The 12,037-nt window shown below is 74.2% G+C and carries 9 protein-coding genes; 4 read left to right on the top strand and 5 right to left on the bottom strand.

Annotation, left to right across the window (positions count from 1 at the left end; all coding sequences use genetic code 11):
• Positions 1–5: 5 nt before the first annotated feature.
• Genes ADK52_RS23750 through ADK52_RS23770 form a run of 5 tightly spaced genes read right to left on the bottom strand, consistent with a single transcriptional unit; the run spans position 6 to position 5,055 of the window.
• Positions 6–788 carry a class I SAM-dependent methyltransferase gene (locus tag ADK52_RS23750; protein WP_053691863.1) on the bottom strand — a complete coding sequence of 261 codons (783 nt, stop codon included), beginning with the start codon at positions 786–788 and terminating at the stop codon, positions 6–8.
• On the bottom strand, positions 772–1,953 hold the full coding sequence (locus ADK52_RS23755; protein ID WP_053691864.1) for a pyridoxal-phosphate dependent enzyme: 1,182 nt from the start codon (positions 1,951–1,953) through the stop codon (positions 772–774). The genes ADK52_RS23750 and ADK52_RS23755 overlap by 17 nt, the downstream gene beginning before the upstream one ends.
• Positions 1,950–2,927 carry a formylglycine-generating enzyme family protein gene (locus tag ADK52_RS23760; RefSeq protein WP_053691865.1) on the bottom strand — a complete coding sequence of 326 codons (978 nt, stop codon included), beginning with the start codon at positions 2,925–2,927 and terminating at the stop codon, positions 1,950–1,952. Before ADK52_RS23760 ends, ADK52_RS23755 begins: the two co-directional genes overlap by 4 nt.
• Positions 2,924–3,193: a hypothetical protein gene (locus ADK52_RS23765; protein WP_053691866.1), complete on the bottom strand. Its 270-nt coding sequence runs from the start codon at positions 3,191–3,193 to the stop codon at positions 2,924–2,926. The genes ADK52_RS23760 and ADK52_RS23765 overlap by 4 nt, the downstream gene beginning before the upstream one ends.
• Positions 3,190–5,055 (bottom strand): WD40 repeat domain-containing protein, encoded by a 1,866-nt coding sequence (locus ADK52_RS23770; RefSeq protein WP_053691867.1) that lies wholly within the window; start codon positions 5,053–5,055, stop codon positions 3,190–3,192. Before ADK52_RS23770 ends, ADK52_RS23765 begins: the two co-directional genes overlap by 4 nt.
• A 348-nt stretch (positions 5,056–5,403) precedes the next feature.
• On the opposite strand from ADK52_RS23770, the gene ADK52_RS23775 reads away from it, so the two are divergent.
• The 4 genes from ADK52_RS23775 to ADK52_RS23790 all read left to right on the top strand — a co-directional run bounded on the left by ADK52_RS23775 (position 5,404) and on the right by ADK52_RS23790 (position 12,037).
• On the top strand, positions 5,404–8,835 hold the full coding sequence (locus tag ADK52_RS23775) for an ATP-grasp domain-containing protein (RefSeq protein ID WP_107090156.1): 3,432 nt from the start codon (positions 5,404–5,406) through the stop codon (positions 8,833–8,835).
• Positions 8,832–9,383 (top strand): NADPH-dependent FMN reductase, encoded by a 552-nt coding sequence (locus ADK52_RS42525; protein WP_053691869.1) that lies wholly within the window; start codon positions 8,832–8,834, stop codon positions 9,381–9,383. The genes ADK52_RS23775 and ADK52_RS42525 overlap by 4 nt, the downstream gene beginning before the upstream one ends.
• Before the next feature lie 46 nt (positions 9,384–9,429).
• Positions 9,430–10,767: an ATP-grasp domain-containing protein gene (locus ADK52_RS23785; RefSeq protein WP_053691870.1), complete on the top strand. Its 1,338-nt coding sequence runs from the start codon at positions 9,430–9,432 to the stop codon at positions 10,765–10,767.
• A gap of 70 nt (positions 10,768–10,837) precedes the next feature.
• Positions 10,838–12,037, top strand: a complete 1,200-nt coding sequence (locus tag ADK52_RS23790) for an MFS transporter (protein WP_053691871.1) — start codon at positions 10,838–10,840, stop codon at positions 12,035–12,037.

Raw genomic sequence — 12,037 nt, forward strand, 5'->3', positions numbered from 1 at the left:
GCCGCTCAGACCGCGACGAAGGACAGGGTCAGGTACTTGAGCTGGTGGCCCTCGTACGCGAAGTGGCGGTCGATCTCCAGGCTGCCGGTGAAGCGGAAGCCGTTCGCCTCGTAGAGCTCGGTGACGAGCTGCTCGGTGAGCCACCAGTTCAGCCGCCCGTCCGCGAGCGGGTGCGGGGTGATCTCCCCGTCGGGGCTGAGGAACACGCTCACCACCCAGACCCCGCCCGGGCGCAGCATCTTGCGGCCGTGCTCCACCCAGGGGGCCCAGTCCTCGCGGCGCTGGTGGTGCAGGCAGCCGTTGTCGACGAGCAGGTCGAGGCCCTCGGCGTGGAAGGCGAGGAAGTCGCCCTGGTGGAAGCGGATCGAGCCGTGCGCGACTTCGGGGGTGTCCCACACGTCGAGCAGGTCGAGGCCGGTGACCTCGGCCTCCAGCCATTCGGCGAGGGAGGCCGTCTGGAGACCGCGGCCGCAGCCGATGTCCAGGACCCGGGCGGGGCCGGAGCCCGGCTGGTGTTCGTCGGTGGGGGCGGCCGCGATCGCGAAGTGCGTGACGCGGTCGTTGGTGGTCGTCCCCGACCAGGAGTCGCGGTTGTTCTTGTACCACTGCTTGAAGGAGTTGCGGACGACCTCGCGGTAGCCGCAGTAGTTCCGTTCGGCGTGCTCCGCGTCCGCGGCGCTGTGGCCGGGGCCGGGGGCCGTGGCGGTGGCGGTGGCGGTGGCGGTCAGGGCCGCGGGTGTGTCACGGCCCTGAAGGTCACGGTCTTGAATGTCACGCTCCTGCGGCATGCTCCCACTCCTCGATTGTTCCGCGGCTTGCGACGACCGCGACTGCGTTGCGCCCTCGCGGGCCTTGGTCGACTTCCGCGGATGCGGCGAGCCATGCGCCCGCGCCGCTGCCGGAGACGGCGATGCCGTGTTCCCGGCGCAGGTGGCGCATGGCCTGGAGGGCCTGCGGATAGGCGACGGCGGTGAAACTGAAGAAGTCCTGCGGGAACGCGGCGATCAGGGGCTGGCGCAGGCCGTGGCCCAGTCCGCCCGTGCCGCTCATCCGGCGGGCGCCGTCGGGGGCGCGCTCGTCGCCGTAGACGGCCTCGGTGGGGAAGACGGCGAGGGGGCGGCAGTGCGGCCAGGCGCTGCCGAGGGCCATGGCGGTGCCGGCCAGGCTGCCGCCGGTGCCGACGGCCGCGGCCAGTGCGGCCGGTTCGACCCCGTAGCCGGAGAGCTGGCCGATGATCTCCGCGCCGGTGTGCTCGCGGTGCAGGGCGGCGCCCGCGGCCGCGCAGTGCTGGAGCAGCAGGTGCCGGTCCTCGCGTGCGGCGACGCGGACGGCCTCGTCCATCGCGCCGAGGAAGCCGGTGCCCTCGCGGGCCGTGGTGATCTCGGAGCCGTGGCGCCGCAGCTGGTCCAGCAGCCGCGCGGAGGCCCCGTACGGGACCACCAGGTGCAGGTCCAGGCCCAGTTGTCCGCACAGCTCGGCCAGGGCGACGGCGAGGCTGCCGCCCGAGTACTCGGCGAGCCGCAGCCGGGGGGTGCCGGCCGAGGCCACGGCCGCGCACAACAGGGCATACGCGGTACGGGACTTGACGGATCCGGAGGTGTTGGCGGCCTCGGTCTTGAGCCAGACCGTGCCCCGTCCCGCCCGGCTGGGTACCGGGACCAGCGGGGTGGCCCCGATGCCCGGGCGCAGTGCGGCGAGCCGGGGCAGCAGCCGGTGCGCTTCGGCTTCCAGCGGTGCGAAGGCCCGGGTGATGTCGGCCAGGGTCGGGGCCCGGTCGGCCAGGGCGCGGCGGATGTCGGCGAAGCCGGGGTCGGGGCCGGCGGGGTCGGTACCGGCGGTTCCGGGACGGGCGGGGTCGGGGCCCGCGGGTTCGGGGCCGGCGGTTACGGGGCCGGCGGTTACGGGGCCGGCTGCGAGGGCCGGTCCCGGACCGGGGCGGACGGCGGTCGTCATGAGGGCCGCTCGCCGGTGGCGAGGCGGAACCCGACGGGGTACAGCGGCCCGGGGAAGGCGCCGTGGCGGCGCCGGGTGCGGGTCAGGTCGCCGAACCGGGAGAAGGAGCCGCCGCGGGCGATGCGGTAGCTGCCCATCGACTGCACGAGGTGGTCGGCCACGTAGGGACCGTCCGGGTACGGGGCGTACTCGTCGGCGGTGAACTCCTCGACGTTGCCGCCCATGTCGTGGACGCCGTACGGGGAGCGGCCGGCCGGGAACGCGCCGACCGGGGTGGTGGTGTGCACGCCGGACTCGCGGGTGTTGGCCGCCTCCGGGTCGAAGCCGCCGGGCCAGGGGTAGGGCAGGCCGTCGGGGCCCTTGGCGGCGTGCTCCCACTCGGCTTCGGTGGGCAGCCGCCAGGGGTGTCCGGTGCGCTCGGTGAGCCAGGCGGCGTAGGCGTCGGCGTGCTCGGGGCGGATCCCGGCCACCGGGTGGTTGGAGCGGTCCCACGGGTAGGCGCCCAGGTACCAGGTGGTGGGGCGCTCCTCCAGGCCGGTGTCGGCGAGGAAGGCGCGGTACTCGCCGTTGGTCACGGGGTAGGTGGCGATCCAGAAGTCGGCGATCTCCACGGTGTGCTCGGGGCACTCCTTGAGGATCCAGGACTCCTCCACGCCCACGTGCGCCCAGGCGTTGGTGACGTATCCGGCCTCGTTCTCGGGGAGGCCGATGCGGATCCGGCCGCCGGGCACGTGGCGGGTGGCGGGGCCCGCTCCGGTGGTGGGGGAGGGGATGCGCGGGTCGCCGAGCAGGCCGAGGACGTGGCCGGCGGCGAGACGTTCGGCGGTCGGCAGGTCCGGGTCCTCGACGGCGGCGGCGAGCTCCTCGGGGGTGCTGCCGGGCAGCCGGGCGGGGTGCAGCCTGCCGGGGTCGGCGAGGCCGGCGTGTTCCTTGAAGTGCGGGGAGTCCGCGAGGTCTTCGATCGAGAGCGTCATGCCGCGGCCTCCTGGAGCAGCGCGATGGTGTGGCCGGAGAGTTCGGCCTTGGCGGACGGGTAGCGGGAGTTCTCCGCGGTGACGTACGCGCCGGTGGGGATCACCTCGGTGATCTCGATGGCGTGCGCGCGCAGTTCCCGCACGTTGTCGGGGTCGTTCGTGAGCAGTCGGATCCGGGTCAGGCCGAGGGAGTGGAGCATCGCGGGGGCGGCCTTCGTGCCGGCTCGCGACGTGCCGGCTCGCGATGTGTCCGCCGAGGTCGTCATGCGGCCACCTGCTTGCGGTCGGCGCTCTGCGCGATGTCGTCGATGTGGAGGGTGTGCTGGATGTGGGCGCCGTACGCGTCGACGGCGACGAAGACGATCCGGCCGTCCCATCCGGCCACGGCGACGCGCCCGTCGGCGAGCTGGAACATGCAGGACAGGCCCTGGCTGAACCCGGCGAGGACGCGGCCGGAGGCGAGGGTGCCCGCCGAGTCGGCCCAGTCGACCTGCCAGGAGTAGAGGTTGAAGTCGTAGGAGCCGGCGAGGACGGTGGGCTTGCGGGTGTCGCCCAGCAGCGAGACGCACTTGACCGACTCGTCGGAGCCGAGCAGCGTCTGCGGCGCGCCGGTGCTCCAGCCGCCGTCCTCGGTACGGGTGACCCGGCCGACCTTGACGGTGTGGTCGCGCGAGGCGCTGGCGACGACGGAGCCGTCGGGGCCGTGGAGGCCGGCGACCGCGTTGACGAGGTTGCCGTGCTCCCACAGCTTGGTGCGCCCGTGCACGGCGCCCGCCTCGATGGTGCGGTCGGTGGCGGCGGACAGGAAGCCGCCGTCCGGGATCGGGGCCAGGGACTTCACCGATCCGCCGTGCGCCTCGACGCGCTCTTCGAGCCGGAGCGTGGCCGGGTCCAGGACGAGGAACTCGCCGTTGTAGGTGCCCGCGACCAGCCGGCCCCCGTCGACGGTGAGGGAGGGGATCGGCGCGCCGAGGCGCTCGCTGGAGGTGCGGGTGCCGTCGTAGCGGATGACGTGGCCGGAGTAGGTGCCCGCGTAGATCGTGTCGCCGTCGGTGGCGAGGGACAGGATCGGGCCTTCGGTGAGCTCGATCGGGACGGCCCGCCGCTGGGCGCCGTTCTCTATGCGGACGGCGAAGACGGTGCCGGAGTCCCCGCCGATGAGGAGCTCGTCGCCGCGCGCGGCCAGGGCGTTGGGGCCGTGGGTGGCGCGCTCGGGGCCGGACAGTTCGGCCGCCGTGGCCATGTCGTACAGGTGCGGGGCGTTGCGGAAGGAGCCCGCGGCGACGAGGCCCTGGGCGGCGGCGACGGAGCGCGGCCACACGCGGAGGTCGGCGACGGTGTGCCGGCGTTCGCCGGAGCGGTCGAACCAGTGGAGGGAGCCGTCGTAGGCGCCGACGACGAACGCGGAGTCGTCCTCGGCCCAGTCGACGGCGCGGGCGGCGGAACTGGAGACCTCGACGGTCAGTACGTGCTCCAGCTCGCGGGTCAGCAGGTCGACGCGGCCGTCGTCGCGGGCCACGGCGAGGAGGTCGCCGGCCCGGGACCAGGCGCAGCCCTCGATGGAGGAGTCGTAGTGGCGCTTGCGCGCGGGGCCGGAGCCGGAGGCGGGGTCGCTGACGGCGACCAGGCCGTCCTCGCCGACCGTGGCGGCCAGGCCCTCGACGCTGACGGAGACCATCATGCAGTGCGCCTCGTGCGAGCCGACCTCGGTGAGGAAGGTGCCGTCGAGCACGGACCACAGGGTGGCGCGGCCGTCCTCGGAGACGCAGATCAGGCGCTCGCCGTCGGGCAGCCAGGCGACCGAGTTGATGTCGTCGGTGTGCCGGGCCAGGACGTTGACCAGCGTGGCCGGGCCCTCCTGGGGGACGCGCCAGATGCCGACCGTCTTGTCGGCGGAGGCCGTCGCGAGGAGGGTCGGGTCGGCGGGGTTCCAGGCGGAGGAGTTGACGAGGCGGCGGTGGCGCAGCGTCGCGGTCTCGGTGGGGTGGGCGGGGTCGGCGGTGTTCCAGACGATCACGGTTCCGTCGTAGGACGAGGTCGCGAGGCGGGAGCCGTCCGGGCTGAAGGCCACGTGGGTGATCGGGGCCGCGTGTCCGGTCCCCGATTTCGGGATGGAGATGGTGCGCACGCTGTCTCTGTCCTTTTCTTCGGTGACCGGGAAGGCCGTTTATGAGGCGAATGGAGAGGTGGGTGTCCAGTTTCCTGTATGCACACTAATTGCTGCCGCAAGGAGCTTCGAAGGGCTGTCGGGCAATGTGGGAAGTCGTGCGACCTGATGGATTCGAATTCTTCTATTTGACATGTCGTGGCAGGTCAGGGTGGGTGTCACCGGTATCGGGACGGGAGCGAAACGGGAACGGAACAGGATTGAAAAGGGAAGACGTGATGGAGTGAGCGGGATTATCCGGCTGTCGCTTGCCCTGTAGTCCGCGCCCCCCGATGCTTCGATGAGAAGAGGACTCAAGGGGCTGAGCTCATGCATGTTGTTCTGTTGGAGACGGCATACGTCAGAGGCTTTGACGTCGTGGCGGACATGGCCGGCGACGGGATCGAGGTCACCTTCGTCACGGAGCGCCTGGACGCCTACCGCGCCAATGCCGGGTTCGAGCTGCTCGAACGCGCGGCGCGGGTGGTGGAGGTGCCGGACCTGTCCGGCGGCCAGGACCTGGCCGCCCTGCTGCGCGGACGGCTCGGTCCCCACCCGGTCGACGGCGTGATCTGCCGCGACGAGAACCTCCTGCACGGCGCGGCGCGGTTCGCCCGCGACCTGGGCCTGCCCCACGAGTCACTGGAGGCGGCGCGGCTGCTCGGCGACAAGTCGGCCGTACGGGAACGGCTCGGGAAGGCCGGGATCGGCAGCCTGCGCTGGCGCCGGGCGGTCACCGAGGAGGAGGGGCTGGCGGCGGTCGACGAGATCGGGCTGCCGTGCGTGATCAAGCCGCCGTCCGGCCGGTATTCGGTCGGGGTCACCGTGGCGTGGACCCGTGAGCAGGCCGCCGCCGGGCTGGCCGCGGTACTGGGGGCCCCGTACGGAGATGGCGACGGTGGCGGTGGCGGTGGCGGTGGCGAGCGCCCCGTCGCGCTCGTCGAGGAGTACGCCGTCGGGCGCCACGTCAGCGCCGAACTGCTCGTCCAGGACGGGCGCGTGGTCCTGTACGGCTTCGCCGAGCGCATCCCGGCGGCCCCCGGCACCACGGCCGAGCTCGGCGGGCACTTCCCGGCCCGCTTCCCGGGCATGGGCGCCGCACGGCGGTTCGTCCTCGACACCGTGGAGGCGCTCGGGGTCCGGGCGAGCGCGCTCCACGTGGAGCTGCTCGTCACGCCGACCGGCCCGGAGCTGATCGAGGTGAACGGCCGGATCGCCGGGCACGTGGTGACCCGGCAGATGTCGCTGGCCCTGGACCGCTCGGTCGCCCGCGACCTGGTCGCGCTCGCCACCGGTGCGCCGGTCGAGGACGCGGCCCCGCCGGTGACCACCGTGGCCCTGCACGCCCTGTGGAGTGCGGCCGACGGGATCGTGCGCGGCACGGTCCCCGCGTTCCGCGAGCTGCCGGCCGGGGTGGTCGACTGCGAGGTGACCGTCGGGCCCGGGGACCGGGTGCCGGCGCTGGGCACCAACCATGACCGGTTCGGGTACCTGATGGTGCGCGGAGCCGACGCGGCGACGGCCGTGCGGGTCGCCGCGGAGGCGGCGGCCCTGGTGCAGGAGTCGCTGCGCATCGAGCCGCTCGCCGCCGCGGAGCGGGAGCCGGCGCCGGAACACGACTCCGCCGGCGGCGAGCACGTGGTGCTGCTGCTGGACGGAGGGGACCCGGTCGAGCGGATCGTGGCCGCGGCCGGGGCGGTGACCGCGCGGCTGACCGTACTGCGGCGCGACGAGCTCACCTTCGACGCGGTGCGCGCCCGGTTCCTGGCGGAGCACGAGCGCCGGCCGGTGGCCGCGGTCCTGTCCTGGTCGGGCGCGTACGAGCGCGAGGCGCGGGAACTGCGCGCGCTGGCCGCCGGAGCCGCCCGGGCCGGCGGGGCGGGGAGCGAGGAACTCGGGGAGCTCGACGGGCTGCTGGAGGAGCTCGCCTTCGTCAGCGACCCCGTGCGCACCGTGCTGGCCCTCGCGGCCGCCGGAGGCCGGGTGGACGTACTCGCCTCGATCGACGAGAGCGGCGACCACGCCGCCGAGGACGGCAGCTCCGAGCGGCGCCTGACCGCCGGCCCGGTGCCCGCGCGGCTGCTGGCACGCACCGAGGAGGCCGTGCGCGACGCCGGGATCGAGGGGCCCGCCCGGGTCGTGTTCGGGGCGCGCGACACGCGCCCCCTGGTCCTGCCCGGCTTCGACCGGCAGGTCCTCGACCTCTACGACGCCGCCCACCGGCGGAGCCTGGTGACGGCCGCCGCCGAGAGCGCGCTGGGCCGGCCGGTGCGCGCCGCCCTGCCCGACGCGGGGCGGGTCGCGATCCAGCGCCACGTCCTGTCCGGGCCGGGCCGCTTCCGCGTGGTCGCCGCGACCGCAGCCGAGCAGCTGTACGACACGCCCGAGCTGGCGTCCGTACGGACCCCGCTCGATCGCGAGGGCGTCCACAGCGGGCCGGTCGTCCGCCTGGAGTACACCGTGGCGGCGCCGGACACCGTCCGCGCCGAGCAGGCGGTGGCCCGGATCGAGCGCTCGCTGCTGTGGAAGACCGAGCCGGCCGACCGTACCCACGTCCTGCTGCTGGACCGGATCGGCCCCCGGGTGTGGACCCGCGACGACGGCTCGCCGCTGCTGGACCCGGACCGCTTCCGGGTCAGCGTGCTGAGCTCGGCCGCGGGCAACACCACGGGCAGCGCCGCCGACTTCGCCGCCCGGACGGACGTCTTCGATCCGGACGGGGTACGGGCCCTGGCGGGCGCGGTGCACGCGCTGTACCCGGTGGACCGGGTCGCCACCGTCTCCGAGCGGCTGCTGGAGCCGGCCGCGGAGCTGCGCGCCCGGCTGGGCACGCCGGGCAGCGACCCGGCCACCGCGCGCAAGTTCGTGGACAAGGCGGTGATGAAGCGCATCGCCCGGCGGGCGGGCATCCGTGCCGCCGAGGGGCACCTCGTCCACACCCCGGAGGACGTCACCGACCTGTTCGCCCGGCACGGCCGGGTCGTGGTCAAGCCGCGCGACGGTTCGGGCTCGTTCGGGGTGTCGGTGCTCACCGACGCCCGGCAGGTCGAGCGGTGGGTGCGCGAGGAGTTCAGCCCCGGCACCCACCTGTGCGAGGGGTTCGTGGCGGGCGACATGTGCCACATCGACGCCGTCGTCTACGAGGGCGAGGTGATCTGGGACGTGTCCCGGTACGTGAGCGACACCCTGGCGGTGTCCCGGGTGGAGCCGCTCTCCTCCGTCTCGGTCGCCGACCCGGCCGTGCGCGCGGCGGCCCGCGAACTGCTCGGCCAGGTCGTCGACGCCTGGCAGGTCTCCGCCGGGGTGCTCCACCTGGAGGCCTTCCTGGACGAGTCCGGGTTCACCTTCTGCGAGGTGGCCGGCCGCCCGGGCGGTGCGGGCGTCCGCGAGGCCTTCCTGGCCACCACCGGCATCGACCTCTTCCACGCCAAGATCCTCACCGACGTGGGCCTCGACCCGAGGGCCGGCCGCCTCGCCCCGGTGGGCGCGTACGCGGGCTGGACCGTGCACTTCACGGTGGGCGGGATCCTGCTGGACTTCGACGACTCGGCGGTGGCGCAGGACGCGTACTACCGGAACGTGCCGTACCGGATCGGGGACGTGGTCCCCGCGCAGCCGTTCTCGGGTACGGGCGCGAGCACGCACGTCTTCGCCCACGACTCGCACGAGGAGGTCCAGCGGCTGGTCGCGCGCGCCGAACGCGAGGTGCGCCTGGTGATCGGCCTGGAGCCGGAGCCGGGGTCCGCGGGGGCCGGGCGGTGATACTCGGCATCCTCGGCAGCGCCTCCGCGGACTCGGTGTCGCGCCGGGTCCTGGAGCTGGCCGCCCAGCGGATCAGGGCGGCCGGGGCGGCGTACGAACTCCTCGACCTGAGCGTCGAGTTCCCCGGGCGCCACCGGATCGACGACTACGACGACCCGCCCCCCTACAGCCAGACGGCGGCGATCCGCGCCCGGATCGCCGGGGCGAGCGGCGCCGTCATCGCCACGCCGGTCTACCACGGCTCCTACAGCGGGCTGCTCAAGAACGCCCTGGACCACCTCACCGGCGACGCGCTGGCCGACCGGCCCGTGGGGCTGATCGCCGCGGGCGGCGGTCCGCGCGGCGCGGGGACCGCGTGCGACCAGATGCGGGCGGTGGTCCGGGCGATGGGCGGCTGGGCCGTGCCCACCCATGTGGCCTCCGCCCGCAGCGACTTCACTCCGGGGCGCCCGCTGGAGGAGCTGCACATCCGGTTGGACCGCCTGGTGGGCGAACTGCTCTCGTTCCGCTCCGCCCGCCGCATCCCGGCACCGCTCGTCAGCCACTGACCCCCTACTCCAGCGAAGCGAAGCCCGTCACACGAAAGGACGCGCCATGACCCCCCGCTCCGCCCGCCCGTCCGCCGGCTCCGAGGACCAGCCGCACCTGCTGCTGATCTCGGGCATCGGCGGCCACCCGCCCGCCGAGGCGCTCGACTCCCTCTCCCGGCTCAGCCCGGCGGTCTCCGTCGTCCACATCGCGGCCTGGGGCGACCCGGAACCGGTGCGCGCCGACTGGGCCGCCCGCGGACTGCGGGGAGAGTTCCTGACCGCGGCCGACCTCGACGACGCGGTGGCCGTCGGCCTCGCCCTCCACGGGCGGTACCCGCTGTCGGGGGTGGTCACCTACTCGGAACTGCTGCTGCGCCCGCAGGCCGAGCTGGCCGAACGCCTCGGGCTGCCGGGCAACGCGCCGGAGGCGGTGACCGTCGCCCAGTCCAAGTCCCGGCAGCGGCAGGTCTTCGCCGAACACGGCGTGCCCTCCCCGCGGTTCGCGGAGATCCGGGAGGAGGGGGATCTGGCGGAGGCCGCCCGCGGCATCGGCCTGCCGGCCGTCTTCAAGCCCTCGCTCGGCGCCGGCAGCCAGAGCGTGCGGCTGGTGCGCACGTACGAGGAACTGCTGGAGGCCTACCGCGACGGCCGGGCCACCGTCTCGGCCTTCCTCCAGAGCGAGGACGTCTTCCTGCTGGAAGAGCGCCTCGAACTGGAGGCGGACGGAGACAGTGGCTGGGCGGCGTACTGCAGCGTGGAATCGCTGCTCGCGGCCGGCGAGCGGCACCACCTGGCCGTCTCCGACCGGCTGGAGCTGCGCCACGGCTACGCCGAGGAGGGCGCGTCGATGCCGTCGAGGCTCGACCCCGCCGTCCAGGCGGCCGCCGTCGACTGCGCGGACCGGGCGATCCGGGCCATCGGGCTGACCACCGGGGCCGTGCACACGGAGATCGCGCTGACCCCGCGGGGGCCGCGCGTCATCGAGGTCAACGCCCGTGCGGGCGGACCGATGCCGGTCATGTTCGAGGTCGGCGCCGGGTACGACTACGCCGAGCAGATCGGCCGCAGCGCGCTGGGCCTCGCGCCGGACACCGTGCCGGAGTTCACCCGGACGGCGCTGCTGAGGATGGTGCCGATCCCGGCGGGCGAGTGGCTGGTGGCCGCGCAGACCCCGACGGAGGAGCTGATGGCGGCCTTCCCCGAACTGGCCTACGTGAAGCCCCGGTTCGGGCCGGGGCAGCGGGCGAGCCGGAGCCGGACCCTGCACCTGGCGACGTTCATGATCGGCGCGCCCACGCCCGGGCGGGCCCTGGAGCTCGCCGAACGCGTCGAGCGGGCGCTCGGCATCGAACTCGTGGAGGCCGGCGCGCCGTCCGAGCCCGCCCCGGTCCGGGCCACCTAGCCGTGGACGGACCCACCCACCCCGGCCCGACTCCGCAATCCCGCCTACTCATGACGTGGGGATCGCTCCGATGAAGAAACGCATCTACGCCACTGGACTCTCCGACGCCGTCGGACTCGGAATGTACCTGTCCCTGTCCGTCCTCTTCTTCCACAAGGCCGTGGACCTGCCCAACGCCGAGATCGGTCTGGTCCTCGGCGTCGCCGGCGTCACCTCGCTGCTGGGCGCCATGCCCATCGCGCGGGCCGCCGAGCGCTTCGGCACCCGTACCGTGCTGACCGTCCTGTTCCTGGTCCGCGCCGCCGCCTTCCTCGCGCTGGCCACGGCCTCCTCCTTCATCGCCGCCCTGCTCGCCTCGGCGGTCGCCGGGGTGCTGAGCCGGGGCATCAGCCCGCTGATCGAATCGGGCCTGATCGCCCGTGCCAGCAACGAGGAGGCGGTCGGAGCGCTCGCCCGGCTCCGCTCGCTGCGCAACGCCGGCATGGCCGCGGGCGCGCTGCCCTCCGGGGCGGCCATCGCGATCGGCGAGGCCTGGGCCTACCGGGCGGTGATGGTGCTCTCCGCCGCCTTGTTCATCGGCTGCGCCGTGGTCTGCCGGACCTTCGGTGACGGCGGGCGCCCGGCCGGGGCCGCGCAGGGCGGCCCCTCACGCGGCAGCGTCCTGCGCGACCGGGCCTTCCTCCGCATCACCGTCCTGTACGGGGCCCTGACCATGTCGGCGCTCGTCCTCGGACTCGGCGTCCCGCTGTGGGTGGTCCAGCAGACGCAGGCTCCCGCCTGGACCGTGACCCTGGTCCAGGTCCTCAACACCGCCGTCGTCGTCGCGCTCCAGGTCCGGATCAGCAAGGGGTCCGAGGACTTCGCCACCGCCCGCAGGATGATGCGGCGCGGCGGGCTGCTGTCGGCTCTGGCAGCGGGGGTCGTACCGCTGACGGCGTTCGGCGGTACGACCACGAACCTGGCCCTGGTGGTCGCAGCCGCGCTGCTCTTCTCCCTCGGGGAGCTGTTCATCGTGTCCGGCACCACCGGCGTCGCCCTGCTGCACATCCCCGAGGGCCGCAAGACCGGCTACCTCGCCGCCTTCAACCTCGGGTTCGCCGTCACCACCGTCGTGGGACCCCCTCTCATCACCAGTTCCGTCGGCTGGGGCGGCTGGGCCTGGCTGGGCTGGGCGGTCTACTTCACCGCCGTCGCCCTGGCCACGACGCGCCTCCCGCAGCCGGCCCCGGCCGCCGGGAAGGCGCCGCAGACCGCGGGAAGCCCCGCGTGA

This window comes from Streptomyces sp. WM6372 (genome assembly GCF_001279655.1).
Classification (GTDB): Bacteria; Actinomycetota; Actinomycetes; order Streptomycetales; family Streptomycetaceae; genus Streptomyces.

Excerpts from the sequence above, each read along its gene's own strand:
- ADK52_RS23750 (WP_053691863.1), bottom strand. The coding sequence starts at position 788 with ATGCCGCAGGAGCGTGACATTCAAGACCGTGACCTTCAGGGCCGTGAC.
- ADK52_RS23755 (WP_053691864.1), bottom strand. The coding sequence starts at position 1,953 with ATGACGACCGCCGTCCGCCCCGGTCCGGGACCGGCCCTCGCAGCCGGC.
- ADK52_RS23760 (WP_053691865.1), bottom strand. The coding sequence starts at position 2,927 with ATGACGCTCTCGATCGAAGACCTCGCGGACTCCCCGCACTTCAAGGAA.
- ADK52_RS23765 (WP_053691866.1), bottom strand. The coding sequence starts at position 3,193 with ATGACGACCTCGGCGGACACATCGCGAGCCGGCACGTCGCGAGCCGGC.
- ADK52_RS23775 (WP_107090156.1), top strand. The coding sequence starts at position 5,404 with ATGCATGTTGTTCTGTTGGAGACGGCATACGTCAGAGGCTTTGACGTC.
- ADK52_RS23785 (WP_053691870.1), top strand. The coding sequence starts at position 9,430 with ATGACCCCCCGCTCCGCCCGCCCGTCCGCCGGCTCCGAGGACCAGCCG.
- ADK52_RS23790 (WP_053691871.1), top strand. The coding sequence starts at position 10,838 with ATGAAGAAACGCATCTACGCCACTGGACTCTCCGACGCCGTCGGACTC.